We start from the raw sequence: 20,915 nt of genomic DNA, 5'->3' as shown, positions 1-20,915 counted from the left end.
TAGTAATGCAATGCTTTCATCTAAAGTAAATCTATCCATTAGAGCATAGGGCTTCAAATAATCCTCTAGCGCTGCTAATTGGTTGCTCTTATTCTCCATAAATGAAAATTTTTTGGTAGGAATACCATCTAATGAAATGTCTAAAGCATTTTCAATATCTGATTTTTTTATAAACAATTTCTTTGCTTGGGATTCATACATAGATCACACCTTATAATTCAGAATGGAATTTCATCAAGGTTTATCTCATAACCATGTTCTTTATTTATTTCTAAAAGGTAATCATAAAGGTCTTTTTTTGTTTAGTTAATCTTGGCTTTAACCCACTAAACTTCTCAAAAACATCTATTTTTGCTTGATTTTCTTTAATCAGGTTACATAGCTCATAAGTTGCGTTAGTAATACTTTCATCGTGTTTGCTCTTAGCATGCTCAACAAGAGCATAAATACTAATATAACCTTCATCAAATTGACCAATCTTGGCTACCTGATTTATAGGAATTTTATCCAGCAATGACATTTCTGATTTTTTAATACGTTGAACAATCTCCGATCTTTTAACTGAAAAGCGGGATAGTTCTAAAACATCTACAGAATTTAAGGCGATTACTTGATTCAAATATCCTTTTATGTGGTCGAAAGTATCTTTGAAGTAGTTTGTTAATGGTTCATAGATATGGATTTTTCCGTCATAATTCATTTCAAAAATAGTGCAATAACAAAAAGCATTATCATACTGATTGCGTGAGCCATCCTTCCTAAAATCAAATAGCAACCGCTCTAATCTATCCGTAATTTGACTTGGTGTTTTATTTGTATAGTTAGCTATCTCAATAATTAAGTCTTTAAAAGCAATCAATGGTTCTGGGTTATTTTCAAAAGCTTTTAAGAATTGACTATGATTTGTCATAAAACGCCCCTATGCGTTGCCCTATTTAGTGAGAGTGCAACAAAGAATAAATAGGGTTATTCTCTTTCGGTTCGGGTAATTAGTCCGCTCCTAGTTGCACTAATTCGCAAATTAGTCAGTTTTATACTCAAGAAGTATAATTATACTTCTTGAGTATAATTTAAACTAATTCAAAGTTAGTTAAATTTAATCATATTTCACCATACTGTACAAGCACTGTATAAAAAGTTTATTTTCAGCACAATACAATCTCTTTTTTAGGCTATTTACTGCCTCATTTCGTCAAAATCACCTAAAAAAGTAGGACAAAAACAGCCAAAAATAGGACAAAAGTAACTAAAAATAGGACAATTTAAGGGTAAATTAGGACAATAATTGATTAATATTCATACTATTTTAAATGTAAGCTATTGTTTTATATATATCTGCATTTTTTATTGTCCTAATTGTCCTATAAAAATTTATGCTCCTATAAGAAAATATTTTTTATGGTGTTGGTGGAAATAAAAAAGGCTAAACAAATTAGCCTTTAAAAGAATAGTGTTAAGCCACAACCTTAAGATGCTTTGGTGGTGGAATAATTGGCTCTGGAGCTTGGCTTTCTACATAATCCGCCCATTCTTGTAACATCACCGCCCTTTGTGAGAGATACAAGGATTTATCATAGGTACGTCTAATTTGATTTTTATCTTTATTTTGTTTGTGTGATAAGGCTCTTTCTATCCAGTCAGCTTTATAGTCTTTCTCGTTTAATGACGTGCTGAATAAATGGCGTATGCCGTGCGTAGTAAGCCGTTTTTCCCCTATCCCCTTGATAATGGCTTTTCGCATTGCCTCAATGCTTAAATGACCGCTTTTCGCTGTTAAACTGGCAAACACAAATTCGCTATTAATGCCAAGTGCAGTATGTAATTGTTGCATTTTATTAAATATCCCAATTGCTTGGCGTGATAGTGTTACTACGTGCTCTCTTCCCTCTGGTAGATTCTTATTGCCTTTTTGGACTCTGTAGATCCACGTTTTCTCTTTGTAATGAATATCCGCCCATTTCGCTTTAGCTATTTCAGACGGTCGCCCACCAGTCAATACCACCAGCATAACCGCATAAAATGAAAACGGATTAAAGCGGTTTTCATCTCTTGCTCGGTAAAAGCCGTGTAAGAACTCGCTTAATTCTTCAGGGGTAATGGTATTCATTCCCTTAGATACTGGCTTATCAAATTCCTTGCCTATTTCTGCTAACGGATTATGCGCAATCAATCCCCTATGAAGTGCGAACCTCATCACATTGTTAAGGTTGCCAATAGTCTTTTTAACGGTTTCTAACTTGCCCTCTTTCTCTAGTGGTTTAAGCGCATTAATGGCGATAAGTGGCGTGATTTCTGATATTGGATAATTGGCAAAGTGTGGGAGTAAATGACGTTCAAATAATGCCCACGTATCTTTGGCGGTACGTTCTGAAAAGTTAGCCTTTATCTTTCTATCTTCAAACCACGCTTTAGCCATCTTCTCAAAGGTACGATTTAACTTATCCGCCTGCGCTTGCGCTTGTTGCTTACGGTAGGTTTGTGGGTCGATATTATTAGCCAATAACGCATTATATTCATCACGCTTGGCTCTAGCTTGTGATAGGGATAAATCAGGATAAGCTCCTATACTAATCTTAGCGCGTTTATTAGTGTAAGGTTTACTGTATATAAATCTCCATAATTTAGAGCCTGTATTAGCTACCATTAAATGCAATCCAGCACCATCAGAAAGTAAATACTCTTTGTCCTTTGGTTTTGCGTTTTTTATTTCCGTATCTGTGAGAGGTTTTACTTTTTTAGCCATATCATCAGCCCCTAGATAATTTTGGTTACCTGTGAATAAATTTTTGCTGCCTGAAAGGTTCAACTTAACCACGTCCTGAAATGGTACGTTAATTACTGTATTTTCAACAGGTTATAATTATTTGTTACCTAATTAAAATTTTATTGTTACCTAAAAATACAAATAAAAACAAAAATAAAGATAAAAATAAATCATTTATTTTCAATAAGATAATAGCTTTTTGTTACCTTTTTATTTTTAATAAAACCTATTTTTAGGGAGTGATTTTAGAGAGTAACAAGCACATTATAAATCAGGTAACAAAAAAGGTAACTAAAAATGTGGGTTAGAATGAATAAGTTTGATTAATTTTGTACTATGTAAAATGCGATAAACCTTGATTTTACTGGGTTTTATTGATTATTTTGGTGAAGTTTGATGAAGATTGATTTATGGATTGGCGGAGGAGAATGGGAGTCGAACCCACCCGAGATTGCTGGCAACCTCAACAGGATTTGAAGTCCTGCCGCTTCACCGGAAACGACGCTCCTCCGTATAGGAAAGTGTGGTGAACTTTAACGTAAATATGTTTTTGATTCAAGTTAGCAACGAAAATTTCCGTAAAACAGACCACACTTTTTTAAGCACATCACAAAATCTGTCTTTGTTGACGCTGAATACTGAATTTTGAAGTAAAAACGAGTATGATTAGACCAATTTTGTCAGCTAAAAAGGAATTACTCATGTCCCTTTATCAACAACTGCCTTCTATCGACAAACTATTAAAAACGACTGAAGGTGCTGAATTAGTTACTCAATTTGGACATACTGCGGTGGTGAATGTCTGTCGTAGCTTAATTGAACAGGGGCGTAAGGCAATAAAACGTGATCAGCAATTACCGCAAATTTTCACTGATGTTCAGCACATTATTAACGAAATTAGACACAAATTAATTCAACAACAGCAAGTGAATATTCAGTCTGTGCATAATTTGACAGGGACAGTATTGCATACTAACTTGGGACGTGCATTATGGGCAGAAGCAGCACAACATGCTGCTTTAACAGCAATGCAGCAAAATGTTGCGCTTGAATATGACCTTCATGCAGGTGAACGTAGCCATCGTGACAACTATATTAGTGGACTCCTTTGCCAGCTAACTGGTGCAGAAGCCGCTTGTGTCGTCAATAATAATGCAGCAGCGGTTTTGTTAATGTTAGCGACCTTTGCACAAGGCAAAGAAGTGATTATTTCACGAGGGGAATTGATCGAGATTGGTGGGGCGTTTCGCATTCCTGATATTATGCAACAAGCAGGTTGTAAGTTAGTCGAGGTTGGCACAACCAATCGCACTCATTTAAGTGATTATCGTAACGCAATTAACGAAAATACTGCCTTTTTAATGAAAGTTCACAGCAGTAATTATCAAATCTGTGGTTTCACTAAATCTGTTAGTGAGCAAGAATTAGTCGAATTAGGCAAAGAATCCAATTTACCTGTGATAACTGATCTTGGTAGCGGTGCCTTGATTGATTTAACGCAATACGGTTTGCCAGCAGAACCAACAGTCCAAGAAAAATGGGAACAAGGCGTGAATTTGATTTCTTTCTCAGGCGATAAATTACTTGGTGGACCACAAGCAGGCATTATTGTAGGTAAAAAAGCCTGGATTGAGCGTTTACAATCCCATCCATTAAAACGTGCATTACGTTGTGATAAAGTGATTTTAGCTGGTCTAGAGGCCACCTTACGTTTGTATTTACAGCCTGAAAAATTAAGTGAAAAATTGACCGCACTTTATTTGCTGACCCAGCCTATTAATGAGTTATTAGCTAAAGCGGAAAAGCTAAAAACAGCATTACACGATAAATTAGGTAATGATTATATAGTGAAAATTGAAGAGAGTTCAGCGCAAATTGGCAGCGGTTCACAGCCGTTAGCAATAATTCCTTCAGTTGCAGTAACTCTTTCTACGGAAATGTCTGGAAAATTGACCGCACTTTTAAATCACTTTAAACGTTTACCACAGCCAATTATTTGCCGAGTCGAAAAAGAAAAAATTTGGCTTGATTTACGTAGTCTTGCTAGCTTAGAGCGGTTGCTAGATACGCTCAAACAACTTTAAAAAATCATTTTAATAATGGGGCAATCTATTATTTTAAATGCCCCCTTTTTTACTTTCTCTTACTTTTCTTTAACTTAACCAATGCGTTTTAGCGCATCGTAAATTAAGCGCCAGAACTTTTCTTTATCTAATTTCATCGCTACTTGTGTATGGCAATTTTCTGGTATTGGGTAACGAAAATCGGCCACCGTCATTCCTAAAGTATGGGTGCCTGTTAACTCAATATTAACTGGTACAGCTTTTGTAGTACACACTGTTGGATCAATAACATAAGCAACAGCGCAAGGATCATGCACTGGTGGATAATCAAAACCCTGTGCTTGTTTGTACATTTTGCCGAAGAATGCTAACAGTTCGAGTACAAATTTAGCGGGTTTCGTTGAGATTTGTCCAATTTGCTCAACGACATCAGGGGTTGCTAGCGCCTGATGTGTTAAATCTAAGCCAACCATTGTGACTTTCCATTTTTCGTTGAACACAATATGTGCAGCTTCTGGATCAATTTTAATATTGAACTCTGCTACAGCACTCCAGTTACCAGTATGATAACCACCGCCCATCAATACGACTTCTTTGACACGTTCTACAATACGCGGCTCTTTACGTACTGCCATCGCAATATTAGTCAATCCTCCAGTTGGTACTAATGTGATTGTTTTCGCAGGATGACTCATCACTAATTCAATAATTAAATCTACCGCATGGCGAGGATCTAATGCTAAAGTTGGCTCAGGCAAAACTGGACCATCCATACCTGATTCACCATGAATGCTTGGTGCCACTTCAACTTCACGCACTAAAGGACGTACACAACCTTTCGCAATAGGTACATCAATGATATTGGCAATTTCGGCTACTGCTAACGCATTGCGACTCACTTTTTCTAAAGTTTGGTTGCCAACAACTGTTGTGATCGCTAACAACTCAATTTCAGGATTACCATGTGCAAGTAAAATAGCAATTGCATCGTCATGACCGGGATCACAATCTAAAATAATTTTTTTCATTTTTACCTCATTCTCAGCATAGGTATATACAACGTACTGTATCTTTTCAAATTTATCTTTGAGGTTAGAAGGATTATTCTTTAATCACAATGCTTTGTTAACATAATTGTGAACGGGATCACAACATCACCTAATACCGACTACAACGTATCAGCAATAACAAAAAATCTTAGCCATTCTGTGGCTAAATGATAAAATTACGCAGAATTGATTTGAGGAAAATAATAACATGATTATCGTTACATCTGGCCATGTTGATCACGGCAAAACCGCATTATTGCAAGCATTAACTGGCACAAACACAGCGCATTTACCAGAAGAAAAAAAGCGTGGTATGACGATTGATTTAGGTTATGCCTATCTGCCACTCACAAATTTGGAAAAAACAGACCGCACTTTAGGTTTTATTGATGTACCGGGTCATGAGAAATTTTTAGTCAATATGTTAGCTGGATTAGGTGGTATTGATTATGCCATGCTCATTGTTGCGGCAGATGAAGGAATTCAGGCACAAACAGAAGAACATCTCACTATTTTACGTTTGTTGCAGTTAGCGCAAATTATCATCGTTATTACAAAAGCAGATCGTGCAACCTCAAGTCAAATCGACCAACTTTCCCAGCAATTAAAAGCAAACTACCCCATTTTAGCCAAGTCACCTCTTTTTATTACTTCTGCTAAAACAGCACAAGGAATCGAAGCATTACGTCAATATTTAGCACAACTCCCGAATCGAGCTGATCAAAATAGACCTTTTCGCTACGCTATTGATCGTGTATTTAGTGTGAAAGGCGCGGGTACAGTAGTCACAGGCACAGCCTTTGCTGGTCAAGTCAAAATTAATGATGAATTGTATTTATCGAATGGCCAAACTGTACGTGTAAAAAACATTCATAGCCAAAATCAACAGGCACAACAAGGTATGGCAGGTGAACGCTTAGCCCTCAATATCCACACCGATTTAGATCGTACATTAATTGAACGTGGTGATTGGTTATTTTCACAGGCACCACAAACAGCAACAGCGCGTATTAGCGTACAAATCACTGCTGAAATGTCGTTAAATGAAAGCCAATCAGTACATTTATACCACGCCTGCGCACGTTCTACAGGTAAACTGAATTTATTGCAAAATAGAGAGTTATATCCGACGCAACAAGGTTTGGCTGAAATTATTTTGGAGAAACCACTCTTTTTAGCATACGGAGATAAATTAATTTTGCGCAGTGCTGATGCCAAACAGGTTATTGCTGGTGCTAAAGTGTTAGAAATCAACTCGCCAAAACGTTACAAACGTACTGCAGAACGATTGGCTTTGTTACAGCAATTACAACAAGCAGAAACTTGCGCAAAACGTACCGCACTTTACTTACAACATAAAGCAATCCCTGCACAGACCTTAATGTGGGTGGAGCAATTATGTGAAAAGCAACTACTTGATATATTGCAAGAAAATCAGCAAATACGCTTTCAAGATTGGTGCTTTAATCACGATTATCAACAGCAACAATATGCGAAATTACATGCTGCTCTTGCACAATATCATGAGCAACATAATGACCAATTAGGCATTAGTAAAGCACGCTTATATCGTATCGCAACCTTAAATCAGCCTGAAAAATTAATTTATTACTTTATTGATGAACTATTAAACCAAGGCAAACTACAACAAACTCGCGGTTGGTTACATTTACCCGAACATAAAATATCGTTTTCAGTTCAAGAGCAACAGCTCTGGCAAACTGTATTAGCGCAATTTGAACAAAATAATGGTCAAGCATTATGGGTACGTGATTTAGCCGCCGTGTTAGCACAAGAAGAAACGGTTATGCGAAACTTTCTCTACAAAGCAGGTAAACTGGGCTACCTCACTCCGATTGTCAAAGATCGTTTTTTCCTTACCGAAACCATTTATGCTTATTCTCGTTTAGTCAAACAATTTATTACTCAGCATGGTGCTATTTCTGTTAATCAGCTACGTGATGAATTGAAATTTGGACGTAAATTAGTTGTACAGTTGATGGAATATTTTGATCGCTGTGGTTTTCTACGTCGTAAAGGTAATCTGCATGTATTAAGAGATAGAGATGTATTTGATTTATAAATGAGATGCAAAAGATAAATGCTGTAGTGTAACCGCGCTCACAAAGCAGCTCACTTTGCATTCACCGCAACCATTGCAATATTGATTCACAACTAGCTTATTTTGTTGGTAAACAATCGCTTTTTGAGGGCATTTTTGTTGACATTCTGTGCAGTTTTGCCCTTGCTGAGTTAAACATTTTGAACTGAATCTAGGGCGAAGTTCAGTATCAGCAGGAAAAACACGATGTAAAGCATGGCGCTCACATACTTCAGCACATTGAGCACAAAAATCACATGCAGAGAAATCAATGTCAAGAACAGGTTTATGCTCAATGAGACGAATCAAGCCATACGGACAAGCCTTCACACAATCCCCACAACCATTACAGATTTCAACAAATAATGATTCTTTAGCTGCAAAAGGGGGACGATTTTGTCGGCGCTTTTCTTGCTTAACGGCTTGTTCGCGTCCTCCCAATAGACCACGTAATAAGCCACGACGAGAAACCCTATGATGGCTTAAATACGCCTCATAATAACGTTCATCGCGGTGATTTTGTGAACTATCTGAAATACATTTTGGCATATAAAGCTCAATTTCGTTAACGGTATATGCGGACTTGTTGTACCTCAATTGCCAGTTGTTGCTGCCAATCAGTCAAAGTCAGCTGCGTTAATAAAGCAAGACCTTGATAAAATACTGACTCTTGCTGTTCTGCCATGAGTTGTAAATAACGTGTTGACCAAGTGAAAAAATGCTCCGCTAAAAATACGTTTAGCAAATCAGGACGTCTCTCTGCTAAGTAAGCTGCGAGCATTAACAGCAGACCAATGTGATCTTCTGGCTCATCTTGTTCTGTTACAAAGGCGACTTCATGTTGACGTAAAAATTCACGTAATGCCAGTAATGAATCACCAAAGATGACTGATTCTTGATCAAGATACACCGATCCCCAAGGCGGCGCTATTAATGTATTTGGTCCAATAAATAAACCTTGATATTCCATAGCTAACTGCTCAGAATGCATTCCTTGTGTAATTTTCTGCACAATTTCCGCATGAGGTTTTGGTTGCCATTCGTTTTGCCAATCGGCTTGTTGGAAAAATTCGATAATCGGTGCTAAATGTTGATCATCAGGTGTGTAATAGAATAATGTACCTAATAAACGCCCAGAAGCGGAGATCCATTGTAATTGTTCTGTCTGCATAAATTCATCCGAAAATTGTGAAAAAAAGACCGCACTTTATCAGTAAAATATGGAGCAAGTGACAACTTGCCCCACCTTATAGGCTAAGCACCTACTGCCATGCCCGCAGTCATATGTAATCCATAGAACAACATACGTCCAATCATTTCACCAGCAAGTACACAGAAAACAGCAATAATTTTACTCATAATTGAAGTTGGTTTATGTACAACATAAAACAATAACACAACAGCCAAACCAATTAAGCAAAAACGCAGCGCTGTCAATACCGCAAAGTCAGGTACAAGAGCAGTGGCTTTTTGCACTGATGTCACAATACCAGCTAAAGCAACCCCTTGATACATTGCAACGATAGCCGCCACAAATGCCATAATTGAAATGACAGTCGGCACCCAAGTAATTACTTTACCATCTGGACGTTCTGTATGTAATAAAGCGTAACCCAATGTAAAACCACCTAAAATAACAGTTAAATAGAAGCCCCAAGTAGTGAAACTCGTATTCCATGTTGGCACTGTCGAAATATGGTAAACCTGATTCATCATGTACATAAAAATCACACCCACAGCAGAAGCCAAGACGAGCAACAAACGACCAAATGCGTTAGGTAATTTATCTAAAATAGCAAATAACCAATACACACCAGCAAGCGTAAAGAATAGTGCGCCAGTGGCAATTTCATTACTTAACATTGACTCACCTACACGATTTAATGAATTTAAAGCACGCCATGGTGAACCTAAATGTGTCATAGAAGCAATAAAACCAATACCTAATAAAACCAATAAAACAAACATAGCTTTGTGTATGTGACGTCGGTAATGTATATCTTGGGTCGTAAATAGCACCATCGAAAAGAGTAAAAATGCACCAACAACAGATTGTGCTAATACTGTAAAAATGACTAAAGGTAATTCATGTAATCCATTCATTTTACACCTCTCTTGGGTTAGCTAAGAAACCCGTTGTATCACCACTTGGGCGAGCATGTTTATTTGTTTTCACCACTAAATTTGGCGCAGTAAGTTCTGCTGGCGGTAAAGGTGCAATTGAGGCTTGTTCGCCATATTTTTCTCTTAATTCCGAAATCGGGGCAAAATCTAATGCACGTAACGGGCAGGCATCAACACAAATTGGCTTTTGCCCTGCTTTTACACGAGAGTAACAACCATCACATTTGGTCATATGCCCTTTAGTTGCATCATATTGTGGTGCATCATATGGGCAAGCCATATGACAATAACGACAACCAATACAAGTTTCTTCATTGACAATCACAAAGCCATCTACATTTTTATGCATTGCTCCTGTTGGACAGACTTTTACACATGCTGGATTATCACAATGGTTACAAGAAATCGACATATAGTAAGTAAATACATCTTGATTCCAGCAACCTTTGTTATCTTCAATCCAATTTCCGCCACTGTATTCATAAATACGACGAAAATTAACCGCTGTATCTAAATCTTTATAATCTTTACAAGCTAATTCACAAGTTTTACAGCCTGTACAGCGATCTGAATCAAAATAAAAACCATATTGTTCCATAGCTCACTCCTTAGACTTTTTCAACTTGAACTAAATTAGAATGTTGTGGATTGCCTTTTGCTAAAGGCGATGGACGTTGTGTAGTTAACACATTGACACAACCAGAATGATCGACACCCTTGCTATCTGGCGCATACCAAGCACCCTCGCTTAATGCAACCACACCAGGAATAATACGCGGAGTGACTTTGGCATGAATTTGTACTTCACCTCGATCATTAAAAATACGAATCATATCGCCGTTTTTAATACCGCGTGTCTGTGCATCAATCGGATTAATCCAAACTTCTTGTGGATTGGCAGCCTTAATCACATCAACATTGCCATAAGTGGAGTGAGTACGTGCTTTATAATGGAAGCCTGTCATTTGCAATGGATATTTTTCCATCAATTTATCGCCATAATGTTCAAAACTGTCCGTGTGTATTGGCAATGGATGTATTACTTCATCTTTTTCTAACTGCCATGTTTGCGCAATTTCCGCTAAACGTTGAGAATAAATTTCAATTTTTCCAGAAGGTGTTTTAAGAGGATTTGCTTCTGGATCTTCACGGAAAGCTTTATAAGCAACATAAAAGCCGTTTGGATCCACTTTTTTAAAGATGCCTTGCTGTCTAAACTCTTCAAAAGTTGGTAATTCTGGCAATTTTTCACGTGATAATTGATAAATATGACGCAGCCATTCTTCTTGAGTACGTCCTTCAGTAAATTGCTGTTTTACTCCCATTTTTTCAGCAAGAGCAGTTAACATCTCATAAACACTGCGACATTCAAAAGCAGGTGTGACGACTTGATCTGCAAAAATGACATAAGCCATATTAGAAATGTGTGCATCCATACAAAAATCCATTTGCTCAGATGTTGTACAGTCTGGTAATAAAATATCACTGTACTTAGCAGTAGAAGTCATATGGTTATCAATAGTAATGATCAACTCACACTGACTTTCATCCTGCAAAATTTGATGGGTACGATTGATGTCCGAATGCTGGTTAATCAAGCAATTACCTGCATAATTCCAAATCACCTTAATCGGCGCAGTTAATTTATCCACACCTCGAATACCATCAGTTAACGCAGTCATTTCATGGGCGCGAAAAATAGCGTCAGTCCACATAAACATTGGAATACTTGCTTTGACAGGATTCGTTAAAGTCGGCATACGAACAAAAGGCACTTTATACGAGCTTTCACGTGCTCCTGAGTTACCACCATTAATCCCTACATTACCAGTTAAAATAGGTAACATTGCAATTGCTCGAGAAATTAACTCACCATTACTACGACGTTGTGGTCCCCAACCTTGTGAAATATAAGCTGGTTTAGTACCACCAATTTCCCTAGCAAGTTTAATAATTTTATCTTCGGGAATACCTGTAATCTGCGCGGCCCATTCTGGTGTTTTCGCAGTACCATCTTCACCTTGTCCCAAAATATAGGCCTTATAATGCCCATTTGCCGGTGCACCTGCTGGTAAAGTTTTTTCATCATAACCCACACAGTATTTATCCAAGAAAGGTTGATCCACTAAATCTTCTGTAATCATCACATAAGCTAACGCTGCAACAAGTGCGGCGTCTGTGCCGGGACGAATAGGAATCCATTCATCTTCCCGTCCTACACCTGTATCCGTATAACGTGGATCAATAATAATCAGTTTAGCATTGGATTTTTGGCGAGCTTGCTCAATACTATAGGTCAAACCACCACCACTCATTCGTGTTTCTGCTGGATTATTACCAAACAATACAACTAACTTACTGTTTTCAATATCCGCAATTCCATTGCCTAAAGCCCAACCACCATAAGTATAATCAAGCCCAACTGCAATTTGTGCCGTACTATAATCGCCATAATGATTGAGATACCCCCCTATACAATTCATAAAACGAGCCACCATTGTTGAACCCGGTGGCCATGATTTTGTCACTGTGCCACCAAGCGTCCCCGTTCCATAGTTGAGATAGATAGATTCATTGCCATACTTCTCAATATTTTTACGCAGAGAAGCTGCTATTTCGGTCAGTGCCTCATCCCAGCTAATACGTTTAAATTTTCCTTCTCCACGTTTACCTACACGTTTCATCGGATATTTCAAACGATCGGGATTATAGACACGGCGACGCATTGAACGACCACGTAGACAAGCACGAACTTGATGATCAAGATTGTAAGTCTCAGTCCCAGTATTATCCGTCTCAACATAAAGAATTTTGTTGTCTTTAACATGCATTCTTAGAGGACAGCGACTACCGCAGTTAACAGTACAAGCACTCCAAACAACTTTTTCTTCTGTAGAATTGACCGCACTTTTTTCAGTCGCGGCAGCTTTGAATGGTAATGAAAGATTTGTTGCGGCTAATGCAGCACTAATGGATGTCTTTTTAAGTAAAGACCGTCTAGTTAATGTGGGATTGACAATTGATTTATCCATAACTTCTCCCCCGATGGTTATGTTATAAACAAAAATACGAAAGTATCGTTATTTAACACTCAAAAGGAGGTAGACATAATGAGATAGATCAACTTTTTTCAAAAGAAAATGATAGCAACAACAAAAAATATGATATAAATCAATAAGATAATTTTAATGATAATTGTTTTTATTTAAGCAAAGCTAAATATTAACAAGATCCATTCTTTTGTAAGAAAATAATCACATTTACACGATAGCTTAATTTTCAATATCCACACTGACGACTTCTGGCTCATTTTTTAATAATAAATAAACATTTTGCAGCATAGTTTTATCCGTAATTAAACAGCGAATATTTAAACGTATGTCATCTGTATTCGGTAAATCTTTTACATTTAAACTATCAATACGGTAATTGTTACTAATTAAAATATCGGTGATTTTACCAATAGCATTTGGTGTATTCAGTTGAATTGTCAGTTTTGTTTTACGAATTTTATTTTTATGACGCACTAAACTTTGCACAATTGGACTTAATCGCACTGCAATTAAAATCATCATAGTCGCAATAATGGCATCAAAGAAGAAACCTGCACCACTTGCAATGCCAATGCCTGCTGCCGCCCAAATAATCGCGGCTGTTGTTAAGCCAGAAATTGCATCATTGCTTTTACGTAAAATCACGCCTGCGCCTAAAAAACCAATCCCACTAATCACTTGTGCAGCTAGACGCATTGGATCAGTACGAATATTTTCAGACACTTGCGCATAATGTTCAGCAGCTTGAATAGAAACAATGGTTAAAACACAAGTCGTCACGGCAATAATGACACAGGTTTTTACTCCAACAGGCTTACGTTTTAACTCTCGCTCCAGTCCAATGATACCACCGAGTAACATTGCCATTGCCATTTTGGCTAAAATAGAAAATTGCGTTGAAGCTAAGAAAAGATGGAATAATTCAGTAAAGCTATTCATAGAAAGGTCAAATTAACATTAATTGGAATGTCCAATAATTCTAACAAGGGAATCCTATAAGTCTAGAGCCAAACTAAAATATATTTAATTACAACAAAAATGCCTCTAAAAAATAATTAGAGGCATAACGTCAGGCAAGAATTAATCTTCTTTACCTAAAATCTGATTTACCTCGCTCTTATACAACACAGCTTTAGCTCCAAAGATAGCTTGAATACCACCACCTACTTCAAGTACATCAATAGCACCCAATGCTTTTAAACGTGCTTTATTGACCGCTTTAACATCTTTCACATTCACTCGTAACCGAGTAATACAAGCATCGACATGCTCAATATTAGCAGCATTACCTAAAGCTTCAATAATGTGGTGCGCATTTTCAGTTAAAGAAGAAGTCGTTTGTTCTACTACATCGTCTTGCTCTTCTGCACGCCCTGGTGTCATCACATTGAATTTAGTAATTAGGAAACGGAATGAGAAGTAATACAACATCGCCCAGAATATGCCGACAATCACGACACGAATCCAGTTGGTATTTTCATTACCTTGTAAAATACCAAATAGTAAGAAATCAATAAAACCGCCAGAGAAAGTATTCCCAATTGATACATTTAAAATGTCTGCAATATAGAAAGAAACGCCATCTAAGAATGCGTGGAACACATAAAGCCAAGGTGCCACAAATAAGAACATAAACTCAATTGGTTCGGTGATCCCTGTAATAAAAGAAGTCAGCGCAGCGCCTAAGAACAAACCACCAATTAAACCACGACGTGCTTTTGGTACACAATGATACATAGCCAAGCAAGCGGCTGGCAAACCAAACATCATCGTATCAAAACGCCCTGCAAAGAAACGGGTACCTTTAGTAAATAAGCCTTGATGATTTGGATCTGCGAGCTGAGCAAAAAAGATTTTTTGTGCACCAACAATCGTTTCACCATTCACTAATTCTGTACCACCTAATTCGGTATACCAGAACAGCGGATAAATCATATGATGTAAACCAACAGCACCGCTCAAACGCATTAAGAAGCCATAGAAGAAAGTACCGACTGCGCCCATAGAAGCAATACTTTCACCTGCTGACACTAACCAACCTTGGAAAGTTGGCCAAATCAGGAAGAACACAGCACCGACAAAAATTGCAGCAAAGGCAGTAACAATAGGCACAAAACGTGAACCACCAAAGAAACCTAAAATTTGTGGTAGTTGGATATTATGGTAACGATTATGCAATTTGACCGTAATTAATCCCATGACTAACGCACCAATGACTCCCGTATCAATACCCTTTACCTCAGGCGAAAAAATTGGAATTAAAGCAGCAATCGTCCCTGTCATGATTAAATAACCAACTACGGCGGCAAGCGCAGCAACACCTTTATCCCGTTTTGCTAAACCGATACCTAAACCGATACAAAGTAACAACGCAAGATTGGCAAAGACCACACTTCCTGCTGCTGACATAATTTGAAAAATACTTTGTAACGCTGCATTATCCAAAATTGGATAAGCTTGTATGGTCGCTTTATTCGATAACGCGCCACCAATCCCTAACAGTAAACCTGCTGCAGGTAAAATAGCAATTGGCAACATAAATGCTTTACCAACTTGTTGAAGCTGTTTAAACATAGACTCCTCCTCGTAAAACAACAATTCTTTGTCAGTGTAAAGCTTTTATCTCAATCACACAGTGAGCTCTATCACAGATTTAGACTTCACTTAGCGGATTTTCTCTACCAACTCCTATATTTAGGCTAAGTAATTACATATAAACATAGCAAAAAATGATTTATTTATCACGAATCCAACTAACGAAATGATTTTGTAAAGAAATCTGGCAAAATTTGCAGTAAAATGACCGCACTTTTAACTAAATAACGGACATTATGTCAATTTCTAAACAAAAATTGATTGCTTATGCACAATTAATGCGTTTTGACAAACCTATTGGCACCCTATTATTACTTTGGCCGACACTTTGGGCGCTTTTTTTATCTGTAAAAGGAATGCCTGATCTCACTATTCTGACTATTTTTGTCTTAGGTGTGATCTTAATGCGTGCTGCAGGTTGTGTGATTAATGATTATGCTGATCGCCATATTGATGGCAAAGTAAAACGAACCTCGCAACGCCCATTAGCAACAGGCGCAGCAACTGCACAAGAAGCAAAATATTTATTTGTCTTTTTAATTTTATGCGCTTTTATTTTAGTGCTCTTTCTCAATTATTATGCTATTTCCTTGTCTTTTATTGCGGTATTTCTCGCTTTTATTTACCCATTTATGAAACGCTACACGCATTTGCCACAATTATTTTTAGGTATGGCATTTGGTTGGTCAATTCCAATGGCGTACGGCGCATCAATTGAAACACTCCCTTTGGAATGTTGGTTACTCTTTTGCGCTAACTTAGCTTGGACTGTGGCTTATGACACACAATATGCTATGGTTGATCGTGATGATGATTTACGAATCGGAGTAAAATCAACTGCCATTTTATTTGCCCAATATGACAATAAAATTATTTCATTATTACAAATTGCCACCCTCATTTTTTTAGTCCTCATTGGTTATCTCTCGCAATTACACAATAGCTATTTTGTTGTGTTACTGCTTGCAACTTTATTATTCATTTATCAGTGTAAATTGATCAAAAATCGAAAAAGAGAAGATTGCTTTAAAGCATTCTTAAATAATAATTATTTTGGCTTAATGGTCTTTATTGCGTTTCTATTTGGCATTTTTTACTAACTCAAACATAACGCACCAATGAAAAAATCAAATGGTTTCTGCGTAAGTTACCTTGATTTTTCTTATAACATCTCAATATTAGCCAATACGTTTTGACATAAAAGGAAAACAAAATGACAACGATTGTAAGTGTTCGTCGTAATGGTAAAGTCGTCGTGGGTGGCGATGGACAAGTATCATTAGGTAATACAGTAATGAAAGGCAATGCACGCAAAGTGCGTCGATTATACCATGGTAAAGTCCTTGCTGGTTTTGCGGGGGGTACTGCTGATGCATTCACCTTATTTGAATTATTTGAACGTAAACTCGAAATGCATCAAGGTCATTTGCTAAAAAGCGCAGTGGAATTAGCCAAAGATTGGCGCACTGATCGCGCATTGCGTAAATTAGAAGCAATGCTAATCGTTGCAGATGAAAAAGAAAGCCTCATCATCACGGGAATTGGCGATGTAGTGCAACCTGAGGCAGACCAAATTTTAGCTATTGGTTCTGGTGGTAATTTTGCTTTATCTGCTGCTCGCGCACTTGTAGAAAACACGGATTTATCCGCACGTGAGATCGTAGAAAAATCGCTACAAATTGCAGGTGATATTTGTGTTTACACCAATACCAACTTGACAATTGAAGAACTACCTTAACTTATAGGACATACATATATGGCGTGGCTTTACTTAATTATTGCTGGTGTATTAGAAATTGGATGGCCAATTGGTTTAAAAATGGCAGGTCAAGCGGAAACACGCTGGCTCGGGCTTTTTATCGCAATTGCCTTTATGACAGGTAGTGGTGCTATGTTATGGCTTGCACAAAAATCTATCCCAATGGGTACCGCCTATGCAGTTTGGACTGGAATTGGTGCAGCTGGTGCCTTTATTGTCGGCGTTTTATATTACAATGATGCACTGACTTTTTGGCGTACATTCGGTGCATTAATGATTATTGGTGGCGTGATTGTCTTAAAATTAGCGTCACACTGAAGAAATAAGAGAGAAAAATATGTCTGAAATGACTCCTAGAGAAATTGTTTCTGAATTAGATCAACATATTATTGGTCAAGCAGATGCTAAAAGAGCAGTTGCTATTGCGTTAAGAAACCGTTGGCGCAGAATGCAATTGCAAGAGCCACTCCGTCACGAAGTGACACCTAAAAATATTCTCATGATTGGACCTACTGGTGTAGGTAAAACCGAAATTGCACGTCGTTTAGCTAAACTCGCCAACGCTCCATTTATTAAAGTAGAGGCGACAAAATTTACAGAAGTAGGCTATGTTGGTAAAGAAGTCGATTCGATTATCCGTGATTTAACCGACAGTGCGATGAAATTAGTACGTCAAACTGAAATTGAAAAAAAACGTTTCCGTGCTGAAGAAGCGGCAGAAGATCGGATTTTAGATGCACTACTTCCGCCAGCTAAGAATCAATGGGGACAAGTTGAGGAAAATGACAACAATAGTACAACACGCCAAGTCTTCCGTAAAAAATTACGTGAAGGGCAATTAGATGATAAAGAAATTGACATTGATGTGGCAACCCCATCAATGGGCGTCGAAATTATGGCACCGCCGGGTATGGAGGAGATGACCAACCAATTACAATCTATGTTCCAAAATCTATCAACTGGACAAACGAAAAAACGCAAAATGAAAATTAAAGATGCGTTAAAAACACTGATTGATGATGAAGCAGCAAAATTAATCAACCCAGAAGAATTAAAACAAAAAGCCATTGATGCAGTAGAACAAAACGGCATCGTATTCATTGATGAAATCGACAAAATCTGCAAAAAAGGAGAATACAGTGGCGCTGATGTTTCACGCGAAGGTGTACAACGAGATTTATTACCCTTAGTTGAAGGTACAACTGTCAGTACCAAGCATGGTATGGTAAAAACGGATCATATTCTATTTATAGCCTCTGGTGCATTCCAAGTAGCACGTCCATCTGATTTAATCCCAGAGTTACAAGGCCGTTTACCTATTCGTGTTGAACTCTCTGCATTAAGTGCGGTCGATTTTGAGCGAATTTTAACAGAGCCAAATGCTTCTTTAACGGAGCAATACAAGGCTCTTATGGCAACAGAAGGTGTCAATATTGAATTTACGCCAGATGCGATCAAAAAAATTGCTGAAGCCGCTTTCCGTGTTAATGAAAAAACCGAAAATATTGGTGCGCGCCGTTTACATACAGTAATGGAACGTTTAATGGATAAAATTTCATTTGGTGCAAGTGAGATGAGCGGTCAATTAGTTAACATTGACGCAGCTTACGTGAGTGATGCCTTAGGCGATGTGGTTGAAAATGAAGATTTAAGCCGCTTTATTCTATAATAACTGGACTAAAAGCACCGTACTTTACATCAATTCAACAAAAGTGCGGTGCTTTTTTACTGTTTTTTCACTATTTTCTCAGTTTGACCAATTCAACTGCATGATCTGCGCCTTTCGTTAGAATTAAATTCGCACGTTCTCTTGTTGGTAAAATATTTTGTTTCAAGTTCAAACCGTTAATCTCATCCCAGATCTTACCTGCAGTCACAATAGCCTCTTCTTTAGACAAATTAGCATAGTGTTTAAAATAAGAATTTGGATCGCTAAACGCACTTTGACGAAATTTTAAGAAACGACTGATATACCATTCTTTTAACAAGGTTTCATCTGCATCTACATAAATCGAAAAATCGACAAAATCAGACACAAACATTTGATTGGAACGATTATCGCCTGTTTGCAGCACATTTAAACCTTCCAAAATCAAAATATCAGGCTGATCAACTACATTAAATTGATCGGGAATAATGTCATAAGTTAAGTGAGAATAAATTGGTGCGCTCACCTTTGATTTACCTGATTTAATATCAGCTAAAAAACGAATTAAACGCGGCGTATCATAGGAAATAGGAAACCCTTTTTTGTGCAGAATTCCTTCTTTTTGCAATCTTTCTAATGGATATAAAAAGCCATCCGTGGTAATCAAATCAACTTTACGTGCGCTTGGCCATTGTGATAATAAAGATTGGACAATCCTAGCCGATGTACTTTTACCTACAGCAACACTACCAGCAATACTAATGATATAAGGCACTTTTGTTGGATTGACACCAAGAAAACGATTCATGACATACTGGCGGTGTAAACTTTCTTCTATATAGTAGTTAACCAAACGTACTAATGGTAAATAAATAGTACGTACTTCGTCTAAAGATAACTCTTCATTAATACCTAACAATGGTTTTAAATCTTGCTCAGTTAAAGTTAAAGGCACAGATTTACGTAATCCCGCCCATTGATCACGATTGAATGATAAAAAAGGTGTTAATTGATTTGATAAAAAATTGACGTTTCTTGACTTCACAATCTCTTCAACTTATTTATATAGCCGTAAATTGGATATGAAATATACCTTATAAACAAGCAAAATCGCATAAAATTTTTACAAATCAGCTAAATTTATAATAAAAAATCCGCTTTTTGACTGATAATTAAACGAACAATTAAAAAAAAGCATTTTTTTGCAAAAAATGCTTGTCAGCGATAAAAATTTCCCTATAATACGCCTCACTTGCTTATGAGATGCCGACTTAGCTCAGTAGGTAGAGCAACTGACTTGTAATCAGTAGGTCACCAGTTCGATTCCGGTAGTCGGCACCATACTTCTCTGCAGGTGTTCATTTAACGCGGAGGGATTCCCGAGCGGCCAAAGGGAGCAGACTGTAAATCTGCCGGCTCAGCCTTCGAAGGTTCGAATCCTTCTCCCTCCACCATTTTTTAAATGAATCTAGTTCTGATGGGTCAGATGAATTTAGGACTGCGGGCATCGTATAATGGCTATTACCTCAGCCTTCCAAGCTGATGATGCGGGTTCGATTCCCGCTGCCCGCTCCAAACGCTGATATAGCTCAGTTGGTAGAGCGCACCCTTGGTAAGGGTGAGGTCGGCGGTTCAAATCCGCCTATCAGCACCAGTCTTAAACTTCCTTTCTGTCCTTTAATTAACAGCAAATTTTGAATTTTGGTTAATGTGGTATATTGAACCATCCATAACCGTGTTTGTTTAGAGGGACTCTCAA

18 protein-coding genes and 5 tRNA genes are annotated in these 20,915 nt (G+C 37.6%); 10 read left to right on the top strand and 13 right to left on the bottom strand.

The features are described 5' to 3' along the window. The 4 genes from C0975_RS10970 to C0975_RS11430 form a co-directional block, all read right to left on the bottom strand. Positions 1 to 201: hypothetical protein (locus tag C0975_RS10970; protein WP_143485133.1), on the bottom strand; the 201-nt coding region annotated here is incomplete at its 3' end. A gap of 70 nt (positions 202 to 271) precedes the next feature. Next, entirely contained in the window at positions 272 to 910 is a 639-nt protein-coding gene (locus tag C0975_RS10965; protein ID WP_101776413.1) for a hypothetical protein, read from the bottom strand. A 543-nt stretch (positions 911 to 1,453) separates the two neighbouring features. Further along, the gene (locus C0975_RS10960; protein WP_101776412.1) at positions 1,454 to 2,743 is read right to left on the bottom strand and encodes a tyrosine-type recombinase/integrase; all 1,290 of its coding nucleotides are present in this window, start codon (positions 2,741 to 2,743) and stop codon (positions 1,454 to 1,456) included. A 437-nt stretch (positions 2,744 to 3,180) separates the two neighbouring features. Continuing rightward, positions 3,181 to 3,275, bottom strand: a tRNA-Sec gene (locus C0975_RS11430). Positions 3,276 to 3,465: 190 nt separating this feature from the next. Here C0975_RS11430 and selA point away from each other — a divergent pair. Then, positions 3,466 to 4,848, top strand: a complete 1,383-nt coding sequence (selA, locus tag C0975_RS10955; protein WP_101776411.1) for an L-seryl-tRNA(Sec) selenium transferase — start codon at positions 3,466 to 3,468, stop codon at positions 4,846 to 4,848. 74 nt (positions 4,849 to 4,922) lie between these two features. Here selA and uriH read toward each other — a convergent pair whose 3' ends face one another. Further along, on the bottom strand, positions 4,923 to 5,855 hold the full coding sequence (gene uriH, locus C0975_RS10950) for a uridine-preferring nucleoside hydrolase UriH (protein ID WP_101776410.1): 933 nt from the start codon (positions 5,853 to 5,855) through the stop codon (positions 4,923 to 4,925). A gap of 229 nt (positions 5,856 to 6,084) precedes the next feature. On the opposite strand from uriH, the gene selB reads away from it, so the two are divergent. Continuing rightward, positions 6,085 to 7,959, top strand: a complete 1,875-nt coding sequence (gene selB / locus C0975_RS10945; RefSeq protein WP_101776409.1) for a selenocysteine-specific translation elongation factor — start codon at positions 6,085 to 6,087, stop codon at positions 7,957 to 7,959. Here the strand turns inward: selB and napF are convergent. From napF to C0975_RS10910, 7 genes are all read right to left on the bottom strand, one after another. Next, positions 7,954 to 8,526: a ferredoxin-type protein NapF gene (gene napF, locus C0975_RS10940; protein ID WP_101776408.1), complete on the bottom strand. Its 573-nt coding sequence runs from the start codon at positions 8,524 to 8,526 to the stop codon at positions 7,954 to 7,956. The two genes, selB and napF, sit on opposite strands and share 6 nt — an antisense overlap. Positions 8,527 to 8,542: 16 nt before the next feature. Further along, positions 8,543 to 9,148, bottom strand: coding sequence for a Tat proofreading chaperone DmsD (dmsD, locus tag C0975_RS10935; protein WP_101776407.1), 606 nt, complete (start codon positions 9,146 to 9,148; stop codon positions 8,543 to 8,545). A gap of 83 nt (positions 9,149 to 9,231) precedes the next feature. Further along, on the bottom strand, positions 9,232 to 10,080 hold the full coding sequence (locus C0975_RS10930) for a dimethyl sulfoxide reductase anchor subunit family protein (RefSeq protein ID WP_101776406.1): 849 nt from the start codon (positions 10,078 to 10,080) through the stop codon (positions 9,232 to 9,234). Between the two features lies 1 nt (position 10,081). Next, on the bottom strand, positions 10,082 to 10,699 hold the full coding sequence (locus C0975_RS10925; RefSeq protein WP_101776405.1) for a DMSO/selenate family reductase complex B subunit: 618 nt from the start codon (positions 10,697 to 10,699) through the stop codon (positions 10,082 to 10,084). Positions 10,700 to 10,709: 10 nt separating this feature from the next. Continuing rightward, positions 10,710 to 13,133, bottom strand: a complete 2,424-nt coding sequence (locus C0975_RS10920; protein ID WP_101776404.1) for a DMSO/selenate family reductase complex A subunit — start codon at positions 13,131 to 13,133, stop codon at positions 10,710 to 10,712. A gap of 240 nt (positions 13,134 to 13,373) precedes the next feature. Then, complete coding sequence (locus C0975_RS10915) at positions 13,374 to 14,093, bottom strand: MgtC/SapB family protein (protein WP_101776403.1); 720 nt, start codon at positions 14,091 to 14,093, stop codon at positions 13,374 to 13,376. A 141-nt stretch (positions 14,094 to 14,234) separates the two neighbouring features. Continuing rightward, complete coding sequence (locus C0975_RS10910) at positions 14,235 to 15,728, bottom strand: PTS transporter subunit EIIC (protein WP_101776402.1); 1,494 nt, start codon at positions 15,726 to 15,728, stop codon at positions 14,235 to 14,237. 257 nt (positions 15,729 to 15,985) lie between these two features. Here C0975_RS10910 and ubiA point away from each other — a divergent pair, with 257 nt between their 5' ends. The 4 genes from ubiA (at position 15,986) to hslU (ending at position 19,177) form a co-directional block, all read left to right on the top strand. Further along, a complete protein-coding gene (gene ubiA, locus C0975_RS10905; RefSeq protein ID WP_101776401.1) occupies positions 15,986 to 16,849 on the top strand; it encodes a 4-hydroxybenzoate octaprenyltransferase in 864 nt (287 codons plus the stop codon). 113 nt (positions 16,850 to 16,962) lie between these two features. Further along, complete coding sequence (hslV, locus tag C0975_RS10900) at positions 16,963 to 17,487, top strand: ATP-dependent protease subunit HslV (protein WP_101776400.1); 525 nt, start codon at positions 16,963 to 16,965, stop codon at positions 17,485 to 17,487. A gap of 18 nt (positions 17,488 to 17,505) precedes the next feature. Further along, the gene (locus C0975_RS10895; RefSeq protein WP_101776399.1) at positions 17,506 to 17,826 is read left to right on the top strand and encodes a DMT family transporter; all 321 of its coding nucleotides are present in this window, start codon (positions 17,506 to 17,508) and stop codon (positions 17,824 to 17,826) included. 19 nt (positions 17,827 to 17,845) lie between these two features. Beyond that, the gene (gene hslU, locus C0975_RS10890; protein ID WP_101776398.1) at positions 17,846 to 19,177 is read left to right on the top strand and encodes an ATP-dependent protease ATPase subunit HslU; all 1,332 of its coding nucleotides are present in this window, start codon (positions 17,846 to 17,848) and stop codon (positions 19,175 to 19,177) included. Between the two features lie 70 nt (positions 19,178 to 19,247). Here hslU and coaA read toward each other — a convergent pair whose 3' ends face one another. Further along, complete coding sequence (gene coaA / locus C0975_RS10885; RefSeq protein WP_101776397.1) at positions 19,248 to 20,201, bottom strand: type I pantothenate kinase; 954 nt, start codon at positions 20,199 to 20,201, stop codon at positions 19,248 to 19,250. Between the two features lie 220 nt (positions 20,202 to 20,421). Here coaA and C0975_RS10880 point away from each other — a divergent pair. From C0975_RS10880 to C0975_RS10865, 4 genes are all read left to right on the top strand, one after another. Continuing rightward, a tRNA-Thr gene (locus tag C0975_RS10880) sits at positions 20,422 to 20,497 on the top strand. Between the two features lie 28 nt (positions 20,498 to 20,525). Further along, positions 20,526 to 20,610: transfer RNA gene (locus C0975_RS10875), tRNA-Tyr, on the top strand. A gap of 46 nt (positions 20,611 to 20,656) precedes the next feature. Continuing rightward, positions 20,657 to 20,731, top strand: a tRNA-Gly gene (locus tag C0975_RS10870). 3 nt (positions 20,732 to 20,734) lie between these two features. After that, positions 20,735 to 20,810: transfer RNA gene (locus C0975_RS10865), tRNA-Thr, on the top strand. Positions 20,811 to 20,915: the final 105 nt, after the last annotated feature.

Source organism: Pasteurella oralis (assembly GCF_002850605.1).
GTDB classification, from domain to species: domain Bacteria; phylum Pseudomonadota; class Gammaproteobacteria; order Enterobacterales; family Pasteurellaceae; genus Pasteurella; species Pasteurella oralis.
This window is presented reverse-complemented; position numbering and strand designations above follow the sequence as displayed.

Excerpts from the sequence above, each read along its gene's own strand:
- C0975_RS10960 (WP_101776412.1), bottom strand. The coding sequence starts at position 2,743 with ATGGCTAAAAAAGTAAAACCTCTCACAGATACGGAAATAAAAAACGCA.
- C0975_RS10965 (WP_101776413.1), bottom strand. The coding sequence starts at position 910 with ATGACAAATCATAGTCAATTCTTAAAAGCTTTTGAAAATAACCCAGAA.
- selB (WP_101776409.1), top strand. The coding sequence starts at position 6,085 with ATGATTATCGTTACATCTGGCCATGTTGATCACGGCAAAACCGCATTA.
- ubiA (WP_101776401.1), top strand. The coding sequence starts at position 15,986 with ATGTCAATTTCTAAACAAAAATTGATTGCTTATGCACAATTAATGCGT.
- napF (WP_101776408.1), bottom strand. The coding sequence starts at position 8,526 with ATGCCAAAATGTATTTCAGATAGTTCACAAAATCACCGCGATGAACGT.
- C0975_RS10910 (WP_101776402.1), bottom strand. The coding sequence starts at position 15,728 with ATGTTTAAACAGCTTCAACAAGTTGGTAAAGCATTTATGTTGCCAATT.
- uriH (WP_101776410.1), bottom strand. The coding sequence starts at position 5,855 with ATGAAAAAAATTATTTTAGATTGTGATCCCGGTCATGACGATGCAATT.
- selA (WP_101776411.1), top strand. The coding sequence starts at position 3,466 with ATGTCCCTTTATCAACAACTGCCTTCTATCGACAAACTATTAAAAACG.
- hslV (WP_101776400.1), top strand. The coding sequence starts at position 16,963 with ATGACAACGATTGTAAGTGTTCGTCGTAATGGTAAAGTCGTCGTGGGT.
- hslU (WP_101776398.1), top strand. The coding sequence starts at position 17,846 with ATGTCTGAAATGACTCCTAGAGAAATTGTTTCTGAATTAGATCAACAT.
- C0975_RS10920 (WP_101776404.1), bottom strand. The coding sequence starts at position 13,133 with ATGGATAAATCAATTGTCAATCCCACATTAACTAGACGGTCTTTACTT.
- C0975_RS10915 (WP_101776403.1), bottom strand. The coding sequence starts at position 14,093 with ATGAATAGCTTTACTGAATTATTCCATCTTTTCTTAGCTTCAACGCAA.
- C0975_RS10930 (WP_101776406.1), bottom strand. The coding sequence starts at position 10,080 with ATGAATGGATTACATGAATTACCTTTAGTCATTTTTACAGTATTAGCA.
- C0975_RS10925 (WP_101776405.1), bottom strand. The coding sequence starts at position 10,699 with ATGGAACAATATGGTTTTTATTTTGATTCAGATCGCTGTACAGGCTGT.
- dmsD (WP_101776407.1), bottom strand. The coding sequence starts at position 9,148 with ATGCAGACAGAACAATTACAATGGATCTCCGCTTCTGGGCGTTTATTA.
- C0975_RS10895 (WP_101776399.1), top strand. The coding sequence starts at position 17,506 with ATGGCGTGGCTTTACTTAATTATTGCTGGTGTATTAGAAATTGGATGG.